The following is a 20,183-nucleotide window of genomic DNA, read 5'->3' as shown; positions in this document are numbered from 1 at the left end:
TCGCGAGCAAGCCCGCTCCCACAGGGTTTTGTGTTGGAACACCAATCTGTGTCCGGACATAGATCCAATGTGGGAGCGGGCTTGCTCGCGAAGGCGCCAGACAAGACACCTTCAGTGCCGGATCAGTTTGTTGTGCACTTCGGCACGGAGTTGCTGATCCAACTCCCCCCAGAACTGCTGCTTGCCAGCAATCTCGGCAGCCACCGGCAATCCATCGCGATACACCAAGCGATTGCTCGCCAGTGCCGGGACTTTCGTGCCGGGCAATAGCGTGCCGGCGAGGTTCAGCGGATCAACCCCGCACACCGCGACCAGGCTGCCGTCATGGGGCCGACGTCGCACCTCCCGCAGCAATGGAATCGCCTCGGGCAGGGCGAATTGCTCGCCCGCCAGGCCACTGACAAACCGCCCGCCGCGAATCTCGCCGCGTGCCTCCAGGCGATGGAAAGTGCGCAGCAGTTCGCGCCAGTTCGGCAACCAGTCCGCCTCACGCTCCAGCAAGCGCCAGAACACCACGCCGTAGCGGCGCAGCAAGGTCATGGCGATGTGTTCAAGGGTTTCGGCAGGCGTCCGCTGGTTTTGCACCACCGGCGCGGCCGGTGCGCGTCGCAACAGGGCCCAGCGCCCGGCGTCGTCCATGCCACCGATGAATGCCCCACGTCCACGCCGACTGTTGCGTGGCTGGCGCTTGCTGGCCGGGGTGATCAGTGCGCGCAATCCGGCGAAGCTGTCGGCGTTCACCAACCCCGCGCCCACCAGTTCCTGCAGGGCGATTTCCAGCTCCGAACGCAGCAGGTGGGCCTCATGGATCAGCTCATCGAAAAACAGCGCGCCATGCTGGCTGAGGGCGGCGTGGACCTTTTGCGTTTTCGGCGAGAGTTCGCTGACCGGCGTCTGTTCGGTCAAGCCACTCCAGAGGCCGACCCGGTTGCGCGGCAGCAACACAATCGGCGTGCTGCGCAGCGCGGTGCTGGCGCTTTTGTTGTGCGCAGTCAGACGCGTCCACACCAGTCTGCCGCTGCGGCACAGTTCATCGAGCCAGGTCGCCGAGTAGTCCTTGATCCGCGCTGGCAGAATGTCGCTGTCCCAGGCTGAAGCGGCGGCGGGGTAGCCTTCGAATTGCGCAATAACGGCCGGCAAAACCGCCGCACCCTGACCCTGGCTTGCGCTCGACACATGCTGCCAGTCGAACAGGAATCGCATGAAATCCTGCAACGCCACCGGTTCGATTTCCCGGCGCAGGCGCTTGACCGTATAGCGGTGAATCCGCGCCAGCAAATGCCGCTCGCACCATTCTTCCTGAATGGTGCCCGGGGTGAAGCGACCGCGCAGCACGTAGCCTTCGCGTTCCAGTTGCGCAAGGGCCTGGTTGACCTGTACAGCGGGCAAGCCGAGCGGTTCGGCAATACGATCGAGCGCCAGCGGCCCGAAGGCGCTGAGCCGCGCGCGGATCAGTTCGAGGATGGCGTCGTCGGGTTCCCAGACCTCGTCGAAATCCGGCAGCACTTGTAGCGGTGGCGTCAATTCGGCCTGTGGATAGATCGCCCGCAGGCAGGTCAGGCGTTCCAGTGCCAGCCACAGCGATTGCCCGGCGTTGATCCGCAAACGGCTCGCGCGTCCACTGTCGGCCAGGGTCGTGAGCCAGTCGAGCCACTGCAGATTGGCGCCGGCCTCGGCATCGGTGATGCACGCCAGGCTCATCAAGGCCTCGTGCATTTCATCGACACCGGAGGGCGCCGGCCAGGCTTCGTCGCGCACGGCGGCAATCGCCTCGGCGTCCAGCGCACCGAGATCGTCGGTGGATTGCGGGTCGCTCCAGCGGCGGTTGAGCACTGCCTGGGTTCTACGTTCCTCCAGCGGTGCATCGTCGAGAAAGGTATAGGGCCGGGCGCTGAGTATTTCCGCCGCCAGCGGCGAAGGCGCCGGCAAGTCGCGGCTGATCAGGCGAATGTCGCCACGCTCCATGCGCCGTAACAAGGCCAGCCAGCCTTCGGTGTCCATGGCTTCGTGCAGGCAATCGTTGAGGGTCTGTTCCACCAGCGGATGGTCGGGAATCTCCCGTTCGCCGGCGAGGTTTTCCACGCAGGCGATCTGATCGGGAAACACGCTGGCGATCAGGTCTTCGCTTTTCATCCGCTGGATCTGCGGCGGGACTTTGCGCCCGCCGCTGTAGCGCGGTAGGGCAAGGGCCACGCCGGCATTCCAGCGCCAGCGCACGCCGAACAGCGGCGCGTCGAGCACGGCTTGAATCAGGATGTGTTCGGCACTGTTGCTGTGCAGGTAGCGCCAGACGTCGTCCAGTTCAAAACTGTGGCTGGTGGACAGCGACAGCACGATGGCGTCTTCGCTGGCGGCGGCCTGCAATTCAAAGTTGAAGGTGCGGCAGAAACGCTTGCGCAGGGCCAGGCCCCAAGCGCGGTTGATGCGGCTGCCGAACGGCGTGTGAATGACCAGTTGGGTGCCGCCGGACTCGTCGAAAAAGCGTTCCATCAGCAGCGTGTCTTGCGATGGCAGGGCTCCCAGCGTTTGCCGCGCGCGGGCCAGGTAGTCCACCAGTTGTTCGGCACTGGCGAGGTTCAGGCCCAGGGTTCCGGTCAGCCAGTCGAGCGCTGGTTGCAAGTTGCCTGGCGCAGCCCCCAGCAGGTCGTCGAGTTGTGCCTGCAAGCGCGCCACCGCCGAGGACAATTCGGCACTGCGCCCCGGCGCTTCACCGAGCCAGAATGGAATGGTCGGCGGCTGGCCCTGGGCATCCTCGACCCGGACTTTGCCGGTTTCCACCCGCAGGATCCGATAGGACGTGTTGCCCAACTGGAAGACATCCCCGGCAATGCTTTCCACCGCGAAGTCTTCGTTGATGGTACCGATGTTCAGCCCTTGAGGCTCCAGCAGCACGCTGTAGTCGGCGTTGTCCGGAATGGTCCCGCCACTGGTGACCGCCGTCAGTTTCGCGCCCCGGCGGCCGCGCAGGGTGCGGCTCACGGCGTCGCGGTGCAGGTAGGCGCTACGGATGCCCTGACGGCCGTTGTAACCCTCGGCGAGCATGTGCAGCAGCGCCTGATAGTGTTTGTCGTCGAGTGCGGCGTAGGGCGAGGCGCGGCGCAGCATCTCCAGCAGCGCTTGCTCCGGCCATTCCTGACAACTGACCTCGGCGATGATCTGCTGCGCCAGCACGTCCAGCGGCGCTTGCGGGATCAGCAAGGTATCGAGTTCGCCCCGGCGCACACAGTCGAGCAGCGCGGCGCATTCGATCAGGTCGTCGCGGGTGGTGGCGAACAAACGGCCCTTGGGCGTGCCGCCGACCTGGTGCCCGGAGCGGCCGACCCGTTGCAGAAACCCGGCAATCGAGCGTGGCGAGGCGATCTGGCACACCAGGTCGACGTCGCCGATGTCGATCCCCAGTTCCAGCGACGCGGTGGCGATCAGCACTTGCAGGTCGCCGCGCTTGAGTCGCTGTTCGGCATCCAGGCGAAATTCCTTGGCCAGGCTGCCGTGGTGGGCCGCCACGGCATCCTTGCCCAGGCGCTCGCTCAGGTGCCGGCTCAGGCGTTCGGCCAGGCGCCGGGTGTTGACGAAAATCAGCGTGGTCCGGTGCTCGCGGGCGAGGGCGGCGAGGCGGTCGTACACCAGCTCCCAGACATCGTTGGCCATCACGGCCGATAGCGGCACGGACGGCACTTCGATGCCCAGGTCGCGGGGACGGGCGTGGCCGATGTCGACGATCTCGCACGGGCGATCGCGGCCCACCAGAAAACGCGAGACTGCCTCGATGGGTTTTTGCGTGGCAGACAGACCGATGCGCAGCAGCGGCTCCGGGCAGAGTGCTTGCAGGCGTTCAAGACTCAGTGCCAGGTGGCTGCCGCGTTTGCTGGCGGCCATGGCGTGGATCTCGTCGACGATCACCGTTTGTGCGGTACCGAGCATCTGCCGGCCCGAGTCGGAACCGAGCAGCACATACAGGGATTCCGGCGTGGTCACCAGAATGTGCGGCGCCGTTTTGCGCATTGCCGATCGGTCTTTTTGCGGTGTATCGCCGGTGCGCACGGCGGTGCTGATCTGCAATTCGGGCAGGCCCATCACGCGCAATTGCTCGGTAATGCCGGCCAGCGGGTTTTGCAGGTTGATCTGGATATCGTTGGACAGCGCCTTGAGCGGCGAGACGTAGACCACCAGGGTGGCGTCGGGCAAGCCTTCGGGGCTTTCCAGGCCACGGTGCACCAGGTCGTCGATGACGGCGAGAAAGGCGGTGAGGGTCTTGCCGGAACCGGTGGGCGCGGCGACCAGGGTCGAGCGACGCTGGCGGATCAACGGCCACGCCCGGGCCTGGGCGGCGGTGACCGACGGGAACGTGTGGCCGAACCAGGCGCTGACGGCAGGGTGGAAGCCGCTCAGGGCACTGTCTGCGGGGATGGGCAGGTTCATGCAGCAATTTATGCGGGTGAGGGGCCGAAGATGCAAGTACCACTCAAGATCTTCACCGCCTTTCAGGACCCCATCGCGAGCAAGCTCGCTCCCACAGGGGGCGCTTTACACAAAACCATTGTGGGAGCGGGCTTGCCCGCGAAGAGGCCAGAGGCAGCACCACAAATCCCGGACATCTACACTTTACGGGTGACGGTTGCGCACTAAACCCGCAAAATGCAACGATTCCGGCAATTATCAACGACATCGCCAGGGCGCGGTGTCGATAAAGCCATCGTTTCAATCAGACTGGGCCTGCTGACTCTATGCGAATGCGCCTTATGTTACTGGGCGGCGGAAATGCCCTTGGGCAGGCGCTGATTCGCCTCGGTGCGGAGGAAGACATCGGTTTCCTCGCTCCCCGCCCGCCCGAAGACGGCTGGGATGCCGCGAGCCTGACACAACTGCTCGACGACACCCGTCCCGATGCATTGATCAACCTTGCCTACTACTTCGACTGGTTTCAGGCAGAGGCGGTGAGCGAATCGCGCCTGGCCGGCCAGGAGCGCGCGATCGAGCGACTGGCGGAACTGTGCCAGCACCACAACATCGTCCTGCTGCAACCTTCCAGCTATCGCGTGTTCGACGGCTCCCGCGCCACGGCCTACAGCGAAAAAGACGAACCGGTGCCATTGGGCTTGCGTGGTCAGGCCTTGTGGCGGATCGAGCAAAGCGTGCGCGCCACCTGCCCGCAACACGTGCTGCTGCGTTTCGGCTGGCTGTTGGACGATAGCCCGGATGGCACCCTTGGCCGCTTCCTTGCCCGTGCCGAACAACCCGAAGAACTGCTGATGGCCGACGACCGGCGCGGTAATCCGACGCCGGTCGACGATGCCGCCCGCGTGATCATTTCAGTGCTCAAGCAACTCGATTGCGCCGCGCCGCTGTGGGGTACCTACCACTACGCCGGGCATGAGGCGACTACGCCGCTGGCGCTGGGGCAGGCTATTCTGACCGAAGCCCGCAGCCTGCATCCGCTGGCCATCGAAGCCCCGACCGCCCAGGCCCACGCCGCGCGTCCGGATGCCGCCGAAGAACCGCAACACGCGGTACTGGCGTGCAAGAAAATTCTGCACACCTTCGGGATCAAGCCGCGCGCCTGGCGTGCGGCGCTTCCCGGTCTACTGGACAGGTTCTATCGCCATGGCTGACGGCCCCGTTTTGATCACCGGTGGTGCCGGTTTCATTGGTTCACACCTGACTGACGCCCTGCTTGCCAAGGGCCATGCGGTGCGGATTCTAGATGACCTGTCCACCGGCAAGCGCAGCAATCTGCCGCTGGACAATCCCAGGGTCGAACTGATCGTAGGCGACGTGGCCGATGTGGCTTTGGTCGCCCAGGCGATGGCCGGATGCAGTGCTGTGGCACACCTGGCCGCTGTGGCTTCGGTGCAGGCCTCGGTGGACGATCCGGTGCGCACGCACCAGAGCAACTTCATCGGCACGCTGAACGTCTGCGAGGCCATGCGCCAGAGCGGGGTCAAACGCGTGCTGTTTGCCTCCAGTGCGGCGGTGTATGGCAACAATGGCGAAGGTGAGTCGATCGACGAAGACACGCCCAAGGCGCCCCTGACGCCTTATGCGGTGGACAAACTGGCCAGCGAGCATTACTTCGACTTCTACCGCCGCCAGCATGCGCTGGAGCCGGTGATTTTTCGCTTCTTCAACATCTTCGGCCCGCGCCAGGATCCGTCCTCGCCATACTCCGGGGTGATCAGCATATTCAGCGAGCGCGCACTGAAGGGTTTACCGATCACGGTGTTCGGCGATGGCGAGCAGACCCGGGATTTTGTCTACGTCGAAGACCTGGTCGACTTGCTGGTGCAGGCCATCGAGAAGCCCAGGGTCGAAGACGGTGCGGTCAACGTTGGCTGGAACCAGGCGACGACCCTCAAGCAAATGCTCGAAGCGCTCGAAGCCGTGGTCGGCAAGCTGCCACCGGTGAGCTACGGCCCGGCGCGTTCCGGTGACATTCGTCATTCCCGGGCGAACAACCGGCGTCTGTTGGAACGCTTCAGTACCACTGAGCAGACCCCGATGCGCGAGGGGCTGGCGCGGTTGCTGGGGCGATAGATCGCTGCCCTGCGGACATGAAAAAGGCGCCTTTTTACAGGCGCCTTTTTCACGGCCGGAATTTACCTGATGCAGGTAGATTCCCTGTGGCGAGGGGGCTTGTCGGATCGCCGCCCCACCCCGTTCGACTGCGAAGCAGTCGCCGTCAGTATTTAGTCTGTTCGCCACCAAGCCTCATTCACCACCACGTGAACGTTCTTTAGAACTTGTAACCCAGGCCCACCATGTAGATGAACGGGTCTACATCTACATCCACACGTGCCCGGGTACCTGGGGCAATCGAGTTGTTCTCGACGGTGGCGCGGGTATCGATGTCGATGTAGCGCACCTGGGCGTTGATCAAGACGTTGTCGGTCAGCATGTAGTCAGCACCGACCTGCCACGCCAGGCCCCAGGAGTTTTCCGCCTTGAAGTTGCTGAAACCGGCGGACTGCGCCTGGCTGCCAACGTGTTCGTCGTAGATATAGGTGTAGTTGATGCCGCCGCCGACGTACGGCTGGAAGGCCGACTTCGGATCCAGCGGGTAGTACACCAGGCTCAAGGTCGGCGGCAGGTGCTTGAGGGTGCCGAGTTTGCCGTTGGCCGCGCTCAGGGCCGTGCCTTTGAGTTTCACGTCATGCTCGAACGGTGTGGCCGCCAGCAGCTCGATACCCAGGTGGTTGGTGAGCATGTAGGCGAAGTTCAAGCCCAGTTGCGTGTCGCTGCTCATGGTCGCCTTGCCACCCAGGTCGGCACCGGCCAGCGGGCCTTGATCAACCTTGACGCTGGAGCTGTCGGCTTTCGGGTTGACGGTGATTGCACCAGCGCGAATGAGGATGTCGCCGGCCTCAAAGGCGTGGGCGAGCGGGGCTGCGAGCGCGAGGGCAACCAGCGAAGCGCTGAGCATGGACTTGTTCATGGGGGCTCCAAAGGACGTTAAAAATGTTCGATGTCCAATGGTAAGCCGGCTAACTATTCGGTCTTTTGATGCAGCTCAATGAAAGTGGGACGGGAGTGATTTTTGTGGTGTTTTTGATGGCCCCTTCGCGAGCAAGCCCGCTCCCACATTGGAATGCGTTTCCCCTGTGGGAGCGGGCTTGCTCGCGAAGGCGATAGATCTGACAACACAAGTCTGCCGGATTCACTCCGGCAACTCATACAGATAAATCTTGTCCGCCTCCATCTGATACCCGGCATCCGCCAACTCGCTGGTGGACGCCTTGACCTGCAATGCGCCTTCGATCCAGTAAGGCTGATACAACTCGTCGAGCTTCACGCCGACTTCGCTTTTGACGTGCACGATCTGGTTCGACGGCGGTGGCGGTACATGGATGCAGGCGCCGAAATACGGCACCAGCAGAAACTCGGTGGTGCGTCCTTCCTCGCTCACTTCCAGCGGCACGATGTAGCCCGGCAGGCGAATGTTCTGGCCGTCGAGGGTCTTGACCACCGGTGCGTTGGGCATGTCCTGTCTGGCTGCTGGTGCCGACTCTGCCGAGAGCGTGCTGCTCATCTGCGACAGATCGTGCAGCGGCGTCATGTTCGGCACTTCTTTCGGCGCGTCGGGCGGGATCATCTCCGACCAGGTCAGGTCCTTTGGCTGGGCCGCCCACAGGGGCAGGGCGACCAGCATCAACAGCGCAAGTACAGCGCGGGGCATTTTCAACGTCCTCATAAACGGATCGACAGGCCATCGGCCAGGGATTGGCGATAGGCGCGCCAGGCCGGCACGCTGCCCATCAGCAGCGCGGCGATCAGGATGCCACCGAGCAGCGTCCATTCATACTCGCTCGGCCAGGACAGCGGCAGGAACAGGCCGTAGTTGGCTTGCACATAACCCTGGGCCGCGGCGATGCACACATACAGCAACGCCACGCCGGCGATCACACCCGATAGCGCCAGGGCAAAGGCCTCGAGCACCAACAGCGTCGCGATGTGCCAGGGGCGTGCGCCCACCGAACGCAGGATCGCCATCTCCCGGCGGCGTTCGTTGAGGCTGGTGAGAATCGCCGTGAGCATGCCGATCAATCCGGTCAGCACCACAAACAGCGAGACCACGAACAAGGCTTTTTCCGCAGTACCCATCAGGCTCCACAACTCTTGCAACGCCACGCCCGGCAGGATCGCCAGCATCGGCTCACCACGGAATTCGTTGATTTCCCGTTGCAGGGCAAAGGTCGAAATCTTGTTGTTGAGGCCGAGCATGAACGCGGTGATCGCTTGCGGCGTGAGGTCCATGTTGCGCGCCTGATCGGCCGTGATGCGCCCCTCGCCCCGGGCCGGCACACCGTTATGCCAGTCGATGTGAATCGCTTCCATGCCACCGAGGCTGATGTGCAGCGTGCGGTCCACCGGCGTGCCGGTGCGCTTGAGAATGCCGACCACGGTGAACGGTTTGTCGTCGTGCTTGACCAGGCTGATCGCCGCCACGCCGTGGGCCAGCACCAGTTTGTCGCCGAGTTTGTAGTGCAGCGCATCGGCCACTTCGGCACCGAGCACCACTTCGAACGGGTCGGATTCGAAGGCGCGGCCATCGCTCAGTTGCAGGTGTTGCTGGCGACCGTACTGATAATGCTCGAAGTAGGCCTCGGTGGTGCCCATCACCCGGTAGCCGCGATGGGAATCGCCGAGGGACATCGGGATCGCCCACTTCACTTTCGGGTTGCTGGCGAAGTGTTCGAAGCTGTCCCAGCGGATGTTGTTGGTGGCGTTGCCGATGCGGAACACCGAGTACAGCAACAGGTTCACCGAGCCTGAGCGGGCGCCGACGATCAGGTCGGTGCCGCTGATGGTGCTGGCGAAACTGGCCTTGGCTTCGGTGCGCACGCGCTCCACCGCCAGCAACAGGCACACCGACAGGGCAATGGCGAACGCGGTGAGGATCGCGGTGAAGCGGCGGTTAGCCAGGCTGGCCATGGCTAGACGAAACAGATACATCTCAGACCTCGGACGGGGTGGCGGCGCGATTGAGTTCGGCCAGCGACAGGTTGTGGTCGAATAGCGGCGCCAGGCTCTGGTCGTGGCTGACGAACAACAGGCTCGACCCGGCTTCGCGGCACTCGGCGAACAGCAGGCGAATGAAGTTCTCGCGGGCGTCGTAATCGAGGGCCGAGGTCGGTTCGTCGGCGATCACCAGTTCCGGTTGACCGATCAGCGCGCGGGCTGCGGCGACTCGTTGCTGCTGGCCGATGGACAACGAATCGGCACGGCGACCGAGGATGTTTTCATCCTTCAATCCCAGGTGGGCGAGGAGCGTGGCGGCGGCTTTGTCGACGCTGCCGTGGCGTTGTTTCGCCCGTTCGGCGCGCAGTCTGGAGAAGTGGCAGGGCAGTTCGACGTTTTCACGCACCGACAGAAACGGCAGCAGGTTGAACTGCTGAAAGATGTAGCCGGTGTGATCGACGCGGAAGTGGTCGCGGGCGCCGGCCGAAAGTTGCGTCAGTTCCTGGCCGAGCAGGCGGATGCTGCCGCGATCAGGCTTTTGCACGCCGCCGAGCAAGCCGAGCAGGGTGGTCTTGCCGCTGCCGCTGGGGCCTTTGAGGAACAGGGTTTCCCCGCGCTCCAGGCGAAACGCCGGGATGTCCAGCAGCGGCGGGTGACCGGGCCAGCTGAAGCCCAGGTCGGACAGTTCGATGAGTGCTTGGGTCATGTGAAACCGGTCTGGTTGGTGGTGAACCCTGTGGGAGCGGGCTTGCTCGCGAAGGCGGTTTTACAGTCACATTGATGTTGCATGGACTGCCGCTTTCGCGAGCAAGCCCGCTCCCACATTCGATTTGCGGCGGATCAGAATTTAAGGGCAGCAGCCTTGGCCGTCACATCAACCCCTTGCTGCCCGCTCGGGCCGATCAGTTGTACCTGAATTTTCTGGGTCGCCGGGAAGCTATTGAAGAGAGTCGCCAGGTCCAGCGACTTCAGGGCCGCCGGCGTGGCGCAGGTGAACTGATAGCGAGCGTGGATTTCGCTGTGATCATGGTGATGTTCGTGGCCGTCTTCGTCCTTGGCGTCTTCATCGTGATCATCGTCGGCATCGGGATTGTCGCCGAACAATGGGCTTTCCAGTTCCTGGTTCTCCACCACGCAACCGGCGGCTTTCGGCAGGTTGAACAGGGCCAGTGGTTGCTCAAGTTGCGCGCGGGCGGCGGCGACTTTGGCTTTGTCTGCGTCGCTGGTGGCGACGTGCTCGAAACCCACCAGGTTCATGGCCGGGCTTTCCAGCTCCAGCTCCAGGGTCTTGCCGTCCAGCGCAGCGTTCAGGCGTCCCACGCCATGTTCGTGGGCGGCCAGGCTGCCATGCTCATGATCGTGTTCGTCGGCGGCATGGGCGACAGCCAGCGGCAACATGGCAAACGGCAGAGCGAGAAGCAGACGACGCATAGCGAGTCTCCGGAAGTAAAATGAAGAAAATGTTATGTAATCTTATAACGTAAGTGCGCAGAGTTTGACTGCCTGCTTGGCGTTGCACAAGTCCCATGGGAGCATGCAGGGACGAAATGTGCGGGAGCAGACCTATGTTGCGAATTCGCGGAAGCATCGGCGACTGGCCGGTGGATTTGACCCTGGAGATGGACGACGCGGACTGGGCGCGACTAGGGGCGCAGTTGCAGGTGGAAAAATCCGCAGTCAGCGTGCCAGCGGCAAAACCGCTGAATCAGGATGATGCGCTGTGGCAGATCGCCAAGGATTTGTTGCGCAAGGCCGGGCAATTGAGCGGGCCGGAGCTACTTGATCAACTCGAAGGGCTGACCGGTAGCGCGGCGGCGGGCAAGCGCTTGTTGGTTCGCTTGCGCCACAGCCCGGAAGTCAAAGTGGTGAGCGGCGGGGATACGCCGATCTACAGCTGGTTGTAGGAGCGAGCTTGCTCGCGAGAGATGTCAGAGCGCCGCGGTTATACAGCTAGCCATCGTTATCGTTGGCGTCCATCGCGAGCAAGCTCGCTCCTACAAGGGCGTAATTAGTACAGCGCGGCAAACAACTTGCGGCGGTACGTGCTCACCAGCGGATGATCGTTGCCAAGCAACTCGAACACCTGCAGCAAGGTCTTGTGCGGCAAGCCTTCGCTGTAGCTGCGGTTACGGGTGAACAACTTGAGCAATGCATCCAGCGCGGCATCGTACTGCTGACGGGCCAGTTGCTGGATCGCCAGTTGATAGACCGCCTCATCGTCCAGCGGGTCTTTCGCCAGTCGGGCCTTCAGGTCGGCGGCATCCGGCAGGTCCTTGGCCAAACCGAGAAACTTGATCTGCGCCTTGGCGCCGGCCAGCGCGGCCTTGTGCTCGTCGCTCTTGACCGCATCCAGCACGGCTTGCGCTTCGCCCAGTTCACCGCGCTCGGTCAGGCAGCGGGCGTACAGGATCAGCGCCTTGGCGTTGGTGTTGTCTTCACCCAGGATCACCTTGAGCAGCGCTTCGGCATCGGCAAAACGGCTGTCATCGAACAGCGCCTGGGCCTGTTCGAACGGATCGGCAGCGGCCGGTGGCGGCATCTGTACATGGGGTTCGAGCAGGGCGCGCACGGCGGATTCGGGCTGGGCACCGGCAAAGCCGTCGACAGGCTGGCCGTCCTTGAACAGCACCACGGTCGGCAGGCTGCGGATGCCGAAGCGGGCGACGATGTCTTGCTCGATGTCACAGTTAACCTTGGCCAGCAGCAACTCACCCTGATAGCTCTCGGCAATGCTCTGCAACATCGGCATCAACACTTTGCAGGGCGCGCACCATTCGGCCCAGAAATCCACCAGCACCGGCTTGTGGAAAGAGTTCTCGATCACCGACTGGTCGAAATCGGCAGTCGTGGCGTCGAAGATGTACGGCGTTTCCTGACTCATGGGGGATCTCGTAAAAGCGTGAATGGGGCAACTATACGGCTTGGTGGGGGGCGGCCGGAAGCGGGGTGGCTGTGAGAGGTGCATTGCCTGACCGGGCGCCTTCGCGAGCAAGCCCGCTCCCACACTGGATCTATGTCGTTCATTAATTCCCTGTGGGAGCGGGCTTGCTCCGGGCGGCGATCCGACGAAGCTTTTAGCTAGCGCTGCGCGTGGTACAGGCTCACATGCCGAAACTCGTGGGGCTCGGCCAGATCCGGCAGGGTCATCGCCTCCAGCATCTCTATGCGCCGGTACAACGGATGGCGAAAGTCCCGAACTCGGGAATCCGCCACCAGCGCCTCTCGGCCACGGCTGAGGAACTGGTCGAGCAGCGGCAGGTTGGCCCGGTCGTACAGCACATCCGCCACCAGGATCAGATCGAAGCGATCAGCCTCGGCGAAAAAGTCCGTCGAGTAATTGAGCTGTACATCATTGAGCTCGGCATTGGCCCGACACGCGGCAATCGCCAACGGGTCGAGGTCGCAGGCCAGCACTTCGAGTGCGCCGGCCTTGGCAGCGGCAATCCCCGCCACCCCGGAACCGGCACCGAAATCCAGCACGCGCTTGCCTTCGACCCAATGCGGGTTTTCGGCCAGATAACGGGCCACGGCCAGGCCGCTGGCCCAGCAGAAACTCCAGTATGGCGGCTCATGCAGGATGCGCCGGGTCTCTTCCGGGCTGAAGGCGCGGTCCATGTTGTCGCCGTCGATCAGCCACAACTTCAGGTCGGTCCCTGGTAACTCACAGGCGACCAATTGCGCATCACCGAGCAGTTCACCCAACGCCTTTTGCAGGTCGAGCGGTGCACTCATGGGGCTTTGACGAATTGCAGCTGGCCCAGGGCCTGGGTGGTCGGCTGGGTAATCAGCCGCGACGGCAAGTGCAGGATCAACTGCCCGGACTGACTGGCGCGGCCTCGCAGTTCAACACGGGCCCCGGCCGGGAAGGATTGCGGATTGAAGCGCAGGTGAAACGGCAGTACCTGGTTGTTGCCGATCAGGCTGGAACTGGCGAGCAATTGTTGCGGGCGGTCTTTATCGTCGATCACCAGCAGCGCCAGTTCGACTTCGGCACCGGCCGGCACGCCTTGCAAGGTACCGCTCAGTTCACGCTGATAGGCGGGCAGCGGGCCGAGTTCAGCGGCCTCCCGGGCTTTCTTCTGCGCTTGCTGCGGCGCCGAGCCTGGCGTTGGCGGCTGGGGCTTGGGTGCATCGCTGCTGCAAGCCACCAGCAGGCTGAAAACACTGAGCAAAATGAGCGGACGTAACGACATTGGTGGCTCCATAAAGCTGAATTCCATGGATCAAGTGATCATCCCGTCTGTATACCGCAAACCCTATGGCTTGTCTTGCCACCGGGATGCGCTACCATGGCCCTCCCTTTTTTTGTTGCCTGCCACCATGCACTGTCCCTTCTGCGGTGCCAACGACACCAAGGTCATCGACTCGCGTCTGGTCGCCGAGGGCGAACAGGTGCGCCGCCGGCGTGAATGCCTGGCCTGCGGCGAGCGTTTCACGACGTTCGAGACGGCTGAACTGGTGTTGCCGCGCCTGATCAAAACCGACGGCAGTCGCCAGCCGTTCGACGAAGAAAAACTCCGCGCCGGCATGCAGCGCGCGCTGGAGAAGCGCCCGGTGAGTGTCGAGCGCCTCGAATCGTCGCTGGTGCACATCAAACACAAACTGCGCGCCACCGGCGAACGCGAGGTCAAATCCCTCGTGGTCGGCGAACTGGTGATGGCCGAGCTGCAGAAGCTCGACGAAGTCGCCTACATCCGCTTCGCTTCGGTATATCGCCGCTTCCAGGACCTCAACGAGTTCCGCGAAGAGATCGATCGCCTGGCCCGTGAACCGGTGAAAGAATGACCACGCCCGCAGAACAAGCCATCCTCGACGCCCATTTCATGGCCCGTGCCCTGGAACTGGCGCGCAAGGGGCATTACACGACGCACCCCAATCCACGGGTCGGTTGCGTGATCGTGCAGGGCGGGCAGATTGTCGGCGAAGGCTGGCACGAGCGCGCCGGCGAGCCCCACGCGGAAGTCCACGCCTTGCGCGCGGCCGGTGAGCAGGCTCGTGGCGCCACCGCTTACGTGACGCTTGAACCTTGCAGCCACCACGGCCGCACGCCGCCTTGCGCCGATGCACTGGTGAATGCCGGTGTGGCGCGGGTGGTCGCGGCGATGCAGGACCCGAACCCGGAAGTCGCCGGTCGCGGTCTGCAACGCCTGGCCCAGGCCGGCATCGCCACCGAAAGCGGCGTGCTGGAAGGCGAGGCGCGCAAGCTTAATCAAGGCTTTCTGAAACGCATGGAACACGGCTTGCCGTTCGTACGGGTCAAGTTGGCCATGAGCCTCGACGGTCGCACGGCCATGGAAAGCGGCGAAAGCCAGTGGATCACCGGCCCGGCGGCGCGTTCGGCAGTTCAGCGTCTGCGCGCGCAAGCCAGTGTGGTACTGACCGGCGCCGATACCGTGCTGGCGGACAACGCGCGATTAACCGTGCGCGCCGATGAGCTGGGTCTGGACGCTGAGCAAACGGCCTTGGCCATGAGCCGCCCGCCGCTGCGAGTGCTGGTCGACGGGCGCCTGCGGGTGCCGCTGGATGCACCGTTCTTCAAGGCCGGCCCGGCGCTGGTCGCCACTTGCGTGGCAGTGGAAGAGCAATATGCCAACGGTCCGGAATGCCTGATCGTGCCCGGCTACGATGGCCAGGTCGATCTGCGCCAGTTGCTGGTTGAGCTCGCCGCTCGTGGTGTCAACGAGGTGTTGGTCGAGGCCGGTCCGCGCCTGGCAGGTGCCTTTGCCCAACTCGGTCTGGTCGACGAGTTCCAGATTTTCATTGCCGGCAAGTTCCTGGGTTCCTCGGCGCGGCCGTTGCTGGACTGGCCGCTCGCGCAAATGAAGGATGCGCCCGAGCTTAAAATCATCGAAATTCGCGCAGTGGGCGATGACTGGCGAGTCATTGCCATTCCTACGTCAACCGCGAGCGTATAATTTCCGGTCAACGCTACAGCGCTGGCTTTGTTCTCGAGGAAAACCTCATGTTTACCGGCATCATCGAATCCATCGGCAGTATTCGTGCATTGACCCCAAAGGGCGGTGATGTGCGGGTTCACGTCGAAACCGGCAAGCTCGATCTGAGCGACGTCAAACTGGGCGACAGCATCGCGGTCAACGGCGTGTGCCTGACTGCCGTTGAATTGCCGGGCAATGGCTTTGCGGCGGACGTCAGTCGCGAAACCCTCGACTGCACCGCCATGAACGACCTGAAAAGCGGCAGCCCGGTCAATCTGGAAAAAGCCCTGACCCCGACCACTCGCCTCGGCGGGCACCTGGTCAGCGGTCACGTCGACGGCGTGGGCGAAGTGGTTGCCCGTACCGAGAACGCGCGCGCCGTGGAATTCCGCATCCGCGCGCCGAAGGAGCTGGCCAAGTACATCGCCCATAAAGGCTCGATCACCGTCGACGGCACCAGCCTGACCGTGAACGCAGTCGATGGCGCCGAGTTCCTGCTGACCATCATTCCCCACACCCTGAGCGAAACCATCATGGCGTCGTATCAGCCGGGTCGCCGGGTGAACCTGGAAGTGGACTTGCTGGCCCGTTACCTGGAGCGTCTGTTGCTGGGCGACAAGGCCGCAGAGCCAACCTCCGGTAACATTACCGAAAGCTTTCTGGCCGCCAACGGCTACCTCAAATCCTGACTCAAGGGGGTGCCTTGTGGCGCTCAATAGCATCGAAGAACTGGTTGAAGACATCCGCCAAGGCAAGATGGTCATCCTCATGGATGACGAAGACCGCGAGAACGAAGGCGACCTGATCATGGCCGCCGAGTGCTGCAAGCCCGAGCACATCAACTTCATGGCCAAGCACGCCCGTGGCCTGATCTGCATGCCGATGAGCCGCGAGCGTTGCGAACTGCTCAAGCTGCCGTTGATGGCGCCGCGCAACGGTTCCGGTTTCGGCACCAAGTTCACCGTATCGATCGAAGCGGCCACTGGCGTGACCACCGGCATTTCCGCTGCCGACCGTGCGCGCACCGTGCAGGCTGCCGCCGCTCGTGATGCCAAGGCTGAAGACATCGTCAGCCCGGGCCACATCTTCCCGCTGATGGCCCAGGCCGGCGGTACCCTGGCCCGCGCTGGCCACACTGAAGCTGCCTGCGACCTGGCGCGCATGGCCGGTTTCGAGCCGAGCGGCGTGATCTGCGAAGTGATGAACGACGATGGCACGATGTCCCGTCGCGCCGAGCTGGAAGCTTTTGCCGCTGAACACGACATCAAGATCGGCACCATCGCCGACCTGATTCACTACCGGATGATCCACGAACGTACCGTTCAGCGGATTGCCGAGCAGCCACTGGACAGCGAACTGGGCCAATTCAACCTGGTGACCTATCGTGATTCGGTGGAAGGCGACGTGCACATGGCACTGACCCTGGGCAATATCTGCGCCGAAGAACCAACCCTGGTTCGCGTGCACAACATGGACCCGCTGCGTGACCTGCTAATGGTCAAGCAGCCGGGCCGCTGGAGCCTGCGTGCCGCCATGGCCACGGTTGCCGAGGCTGGTAGTGGCGTGGTGCTGTTGCTCGGTCACCCGCTCGATGGCGACGTGTTGCTGGCGCACATCCGCGAAACCGCCGATCACGCCGTGGTGAAAAAACCGACCACCTACAGCACTGTAGGTGCCGGTTCGCAGATCCTGCGTGACCTTGGCGTACGCAAAATGCGCCTGATGTCGGCACCCATGAAATTTAATGCGATATCCGGTTTCGATCTGGAAGTTGTAGAATACGTGCCCTCCGAATAATGACCGGTTGTTTCCGGCCTTGAATTCGCGGTTCAAATATCACCGAGGGACGCGTACGAGACGCGTCCCGGCTCTTTAAGAGATCTATCGAATGACCCTGAAGACCATCGAAGGTACCTTCATCGCCCCTAAAGGCCGCTACGCTCTGGTAGTGGGCCGTTTCAACAGCTTCGTCGTTGAAAGCCTGGTCAGCGGTGCAGTTGATGCCCTGGTTCGCCACGGCGTGAGCGAAAGCGACATCACCATCATCCGCGCACCTGGCGCCTTCGAAATCCCGCTGGTTGCGCAGAAAGTCGCCCAGAAAGGCGAATTCGCGGCAATCATCGCCCTGGGCGCGGTCATTCGTGGCGGCACTCCGCACTTCGAATACGTGGCGGGCGAGTGCACCAAGGGCCTGGCCCAGGTGTCCATGGAGTTCGGCGTTCCGGTCGCTTTCGGCGTCCTGACCGTTGATTCCATCGAGCAAGCCATTGAACGTTCCGGCACCAAGGCCGGTAACAAAGGTGCTGAAGCTGCCCTGTCCGCTCTGGAAATGGTCAGCCTGCTGGCGCAGTTGGAGGCCAAGTGATTAGCGACGAAAGCGATCGTTTCAACCCGCGCGATCCAAAGCCTGCGGATGCCGGCAAGCCATCGAAAAGCGTCAAGCGTCGCGAAGCCCGTCAGCTCGCGACCCAGGCGCTGTACCAATGGCACATGGCCAAGCAATCGCTGAACGAGATCGAAGCGCAGTTTCGGGTCGATAACGATTTCACCGATGTCGATGGCGCCTACTTCCGCGAGATCCTGCACGGGGTTCCGCAGTTCAAGAGCGAAATCGACACCGCGCTCACGCCATGCCTGGACTTGACCATCGATGAGCTGGACCCGGTTGAACTGGCGGTTCTGCGCCTGTCCACCTGGGAACTGCTCAAGCGCGCCGACGTGCCGTACCGCGTTGTGATCAACGAGGGTATCGAACTGGCCAAGGTCTTCGGTTCCACCGACGGCCACAAGTTCGTCAACGGTGTGCTCGACAAGCTGGCCCCGCGTCTGCGTGAAGCTGAAGTGAAGGCGTTCAAGCGCTAATTAGCGTTTGGATCTAGTGTCCTGTCTCGCCGATACGTTCGTTTTCTAGCGAGTGGCTGGTGTTGCCAGACAAGGCGCCGCGACGAGTCATAGCGTGCTATGGCGAGGAGCGGCAACGCAGTATGGCGACACCAGACGCCGCTAAAAAATGAACAGTATTGGTGAGACAGGACACCCTATGGGCGAGTTTGAGCTGATCCGCAATTTCTTCGCCGCCGCGCCTTGTGCGCAGGGCGGCGAAGGCGTTGCCCTCGGGATTGGCGATGACTGTGCCTTGCTGGCTGTTCCCTCCGGGGAACAGATGGCGATCTCTACCGATACGTTGGTGGCCGGCGTGCATTTCGCCGATCCCTGCGATCCGTTTCTGCTCGGTCAGCGCTCGCTGGCCGTGGCCGTCAGCGACCTGGCCGCCATGGGCGCCACCCCGGTTGCCTTTACCCTTGCCCTGACCTTGCCGACGGTGACCGCCGATTGGCTGCAAGCCTATGCCCGTGGTTTGAACCAGATGGCGCAAAGCTGTGGAGTGGCACTGGTGGGTGGCGACACGAGCCGTGGGCCGCTGAGCCTGACCATGACCGTGTTCGGGCGCGTACCGGCCGGTTTGGCGCTGACCCGCAGCGGAGCGCACCCGGGCGATCTGCTGTGTGTCGGCGGCAACCTGGGTAATGCCGCTGGTGCCTTACCCTTGGTGCTCGGCCAGCGCACAGCCGAAGCGAGCATTGCCGAGCCACTGCTGGCGCATTACTGGTCACCGCAACCGCAACTCGGTTTGGGTCAGGCGCTACGGGGCAAGGCCACTTCGGCAATGGATATCTCTGACGGCCTGCTCGCTGATTGCGGGCATATCGCGCTGGCTTCGAAGGTCGGAATCGAAGTCGAGCGGGATCGTTTGCCGCTGTCGCAGAGCCTGGTCGACTTTCTCGGTCATTCGGACGCACAGGTCGCGGCCCTGAGCGGCGGCGACGATTACGTCCTGGCCTTCACCTTACCGTCCGTCGAGTTGCCGCTATTGCTGGCCGACGGCTGGCCGATCCATGTGATTGGGCGGGTGGTAACTGGGCAGGGCGTGGCACTGCTGGATGCCGATGGCAAAGACATCACCCCGCAATCCCGGGGTTATCAACATTTTCGGGAGTCACCGTGACAGATCATCCCAAACAGGTCCCGGCGGAGTTCGTACCGCCATCGGTCTGGCGTAACCCATGGCATTTCCTGGCGTTCGGCTTTGGCTCGGGCACCTTGCCAAAGGCGCCCGGCACTTGGGGGTCGTTGGTTGCGCTGCCCTTTATTCCGTTGTGGCAGATGCTACCCGACTGGGGTTATTGGCTGATGCTGGGCATCACCATGCTGTTCGGCTTCTGGCTGTGCGGCAAAGTGGCCGACGATTTGCGGGTACACGACCATGAAGGCATCGTCTGGGACGAAATGGTCGGGATGTGGATAACCCTGTGGCTGGTGCCGGAAGGCTGGCAGTGGTTGCTGGCGGGTTTCCTGATGTTCCGCTTCTTCGACATTCTCAAGCCATGGCCGATTCGCTGGATTGACCGGCACGTACATGGCGGCGTCGGCATCATGCTCGATGATGTCCTGGCCGGGGTGTTCGCCTGGTTGGCGATGCAGGGACTGGTGTGGTTTTTCGCCTGACCGGGGATTTCCAGGCGTTGATCATGAGAGCTGTGATTCGAACTGACACGGTTCTTAAGGCATCCATTGTGGGAGCGGGCTTGCTCGCGAAAGCGGTGTGTCATGCAACATTGATGTCGATTGACACGACGCCTTCGCGAGCAAGCCCGCTCCCACATTGATTGTGGTGCGGCGTATATCAAACATTTTGATAGTTATCGCCGATAATTCAGCCTAAGCGTCCTCCGGAACCTGCTGTTACAATGCCGGCTCTGCGAATCTTCAGACTTTTAGATCAGGAGCACACCG

20 protein-coding genes are annotated in these 20,183 nt (G+C 62.7%); 11 read left to right on the top strand and 9 right to left on the bottom strand.

What is annotated here, in order from left to right; genetic code table 11:
- Positions 1-111: 111 nt before the first annotated feature.
- Positions 112-4,419, bottom strand: coding sequence for a DNA glycosylase AlkZ-like family protein (locus tag AC3IT6_RS26025; protein ID WP_489353571.1), 4,308 nt, complete (start codon positions 4,417-4,419; stop codon positions 112-114).
- 305 nt (positions 4,420-4,724) lie between these two features.
- On the opposite strand from AC3IT6_RS26025, the gene AC3IT6_RS26020 reads away from it, so the two are divergent.
- Both AC3IT6_RS26020 and AC3IT6_RS26015 read left to right on the top strand, forming a co-directional pair.
- On the top strand, positions 4,725-5,609 hold the full coding sequence (locus AC3IT6_RS26020; RefSeq protein WP_489353570.1) for a sugar nucleotide-binding protein: 885 nt from the start codon (positions 4,725-4,727) through the stop codon (positions 5,607-5,609).
- On the top strand, positions 5,602-6,531 hold the full coding sequence (locus AC3IT6_RS26015; protein WP_489353569.1) for an NAD-dependent epimerase/dehydratase family protein: 930 nt from the start codon (positions 5,602-5,604) through the stop codon (positions 6,529-6,531). The genes AC3IT6_RS26020 and AC3IT6_RS26015 overlap by 8 nt, the downstream gene beginning before the upstream one ends.
- A gap of 199 nt (positions 6,532-6,730) precedes the next feature.
- On the opposite strand, the gene AC3IT6_RS26010 is transcribed toward AC3IT6_RS26015, so the two are convergent.
- The 5 genes from AC3IT6_RS26010 to AC3IT6_RS25990 form a co-directional block, all read right to left on the bottom strand.
- Positions 6,731-7,429: an OmpW/AlkL family protein gene (locus AC3IT6_RS26010; RefSeq protein WP_489353568.1), complete on the bottom strand. Its 699-nt coding sequence runs from the start codon at positions 7,427-7,429 to the stop codon at positions 6,731-6,733.
- A 222-nt stretch (positions 7,430-7,651) separates the two neighbouring features.
- Positions 7,652-8,170: a DUF3299 domain-containing protein gene (locus AC3IT6_RS26005; protein WP_150755399.1), complete on the bottom strand. Its 519-nt coding sequence runs from the start codon at positions 8,168-8,170 to the stop codon at positions 7,652-7,654.
- Positions 8,171-8,181: 11 nt separating this feature from the next.
- On the bottom strand, positions 8,182-9,447 hold the full coding sequence (locus AC3IT6_RS26000) for an ABC transporter permease (protein WP_489353567.1): 1,266 nt from the start codon (positions 9,445-9,447) through the stop codon (positions 8,182-8,184).
- Position 9,448: 1 nt separating this feature from the next.
- Positions 9,449-10,159 carry an ABC transporter ATP-binding protein gene (locus AC3IT6_RS25995; RefSeq protein WP_223457679.1) on the bottom strand — a complete coding sequence of 237 codons (711 nt, stop codon included), beginning with the start codon at positions 10,157-10,159 and terminating at the stop codon, positions 9,449-9,451.
- A gap of 134 nt (positions 10,160-10,293) precedes the next feature.
- Positions 10,294-10,884 (bottom strand): DUF2796 domain-containing protein, encoded by a 591-nt coding sequence (locus AC3IT6_RS25990; protein WP_489353566.1) that lies wholly within the window; start codon positions 10,882-10,884, stop codon positions 10,294-10,296.
- A gap of 134 nt (positions 10,885-11,018) precedes the next feature.
- Between AC3IT6_RS25990 and AC3IT6_RS25985 the strand changes: the two genes are divergently transcribed.
- Positions 11,019-11,357: a hypothetical protein gene (locus AC3IT6_RS25985; RefSeq protein WP_489353565.1), complete on the top strand. Its 339-nt coding sequence runs from the start codon at positions 11,019-11,021 to the stop codon at positions 11,355-11,357.
- 104 nt (positions 11,358-11,461) lie between these two features.
- Here AC3IT6_RS25985 and trxA read toward each other — a convergent pair whose 3' ends face one another.
- The 3 genes from trxA to AC3IT6_RS25970 all read right to left on the bottom strand — a co-directional run bounded on the left by trxA (position 11,462) and on the right by AC3IT6_RS25970 (position 13,646).
- Positions 11,462-12,334, bottom strand: a complete 873-nt coding sequence (gene trxA / locus AC3IT6_RS25980; protein ID WP_489353564.1) for a thioredoxin — start codon at positions 12,332-12,334, stop codon at positions 11,462-11,464.
- Positions 12,335-12,531: 197 nt separating this feature from the next.
- Positions 12,532-13,185: a class I SAM-dependent methyltransferase gene (locus AC3IT6_RS25975; RefSeq protein WP_489353563.1), complete on the bottom strand. Its 654-nt coding sequence runs from the start codon at positions 13,183-13,185 to the stop codon at positions 12,532-12,534.
- Complete coding sequence (locus tag AC3IT6_RS25970) at positions 13,182-13,646, bottom strand: YbaY family lipoprotein (RefSeq protein ID WP_489353562.1); 465 nt, start codon at positions 13,644-13,646, stop codon at positions 13,182-13,184. The genes AC3IT6_RS25975 and AC3IT6_RS25970 overlap by 4 nt, the downstream gene beginning before the upstream one ends.
- A 127-nt stretch (positions 13,647-13,773) precedes the next feature.
- Here AC3IT6_RS25970 and nrdR point away from each other — a divergent pair, with 127 nt between their 5' ends.
- The 8 genes from nrdR (at position 13,774) to AC3IT6_RS25930 (ending at position 19,895) form a co-directional block, all read left to right on the top strand.
- Positions 13,774-14,238, top strand: a complete 465-nt coding sequence (gene nrdR, locus AC3IT6_RS25965; protein ID WP_003228656.1) for a transcriptional regulator NrdR — start codon at positions 13,774-13,776, stop codon at positions 14,236-14,238.
- Positions 14,235-15,368, top strand: a complete 1,134-nt coding sequence (gene ribD / locus AC3IT6_RS25960; protein ID WP_489353561.1) for a bifunctional diaminohydroxyphosphoribosylaminopyrimidine deaminase/5-amino-6-(5-phosphoribosylamino)uracil reductase RibD — start codon at positions 14,235-14,237, stop codon at positions 15,366-15,368. Before nrdR ends, ribD begins: the two co-directional genes overlap by 4 nt.
- A 47-nt stretch (positions 15,369-15,415) precedes the next feature.
- Positions 15,416-16,078, top strand: a complete 663-nt coding sequence (locus AC3IT6_RS25955; protein ID WP_134423297.1) for a riboflavin synthase — start codon at positions 15,416-15,418, stop codon at positions 16,076-16,078.
- A gap of 16 nt (positions 16,079-16,094) precedes the next feature.
- Positions 16,095-17,186, top strand: a complete 1,092-nt coding sequence (gene ribBA / locus AC3IT6_RS25950; RefSeq protein WP_489353560.1) for a bifunctional 3,4-dihydroxy-2-butanone-4-phosphate synthase/GTP cyclohydrolase II — start codon at positions 16,095-16,097, stop codon at positions 17,184-17,186.
- A gap of 91 nt (positions 17,187-17,277) precedes the next feature.
- The gene (gene ribH / locus AC3IT6_RS25945; protein ID WP_003228649.1) at positions 17,278-17,754 is read left to right on the top strand and encodes a 6,7-dimethyl-8-ribityllumazine synthase; all 477 of its coding nucleotides are present in this window, start codon (positions 17,278-17,280) and stop codon (positions 17,752-17,754) included.
- The gene (nusB, locus tag AC3IT6_RS25940) at positions 17,751-18,251 is read left to right on the top strand and encodes a transcription antitermination factor NusB (RefSeq protein WP_489353559.1); all 501 of its coding nucleotides are present in this window, start codon (positions 17,751-17,753) and stop codon (positions 18,249-18,251) included. The genes ribH and nusB overlap by 4 nt, the downstream gene beginning before the upstream one ends.
- Positions 18,252-18,429: 178 nt before the next feature.
- Entirely contained in the window at positions 18,430-19,395 is a 966-nt protein-coding gene (gene thiL, locus AC3IT6_RS25935; RefSeq protein WP_489353558.1) for a thiamine-phosphate kinase, read from the top strand.
- On the top strand, positions 19,392-19,895 hold the full coding sequence (locus AC3IT6_RS25930; RefSeq protein WP_007970166.1) for a phosphatidylglycerophosphatase A family protein: 504 nt from the start codon (positions 19,392-19,394) through the stop codon (positions 19,893-19,895). Before thiL ends, AC3IT6_RS25930 begins: the two co-directional genes overlap by 4 nt.
- Positions 19,896-20,183: the final 288 nt, after the last annotated feature.

The sequence above is a fragment of the Pseudomonas sp. KH_017 genome, from assembly GCF_057840285.1.
The sequence above is the reverse complement of the archived record's forward strand: the minus strand, read 5'-3'. Positions and strand labels throughout refer to the sequence as shown.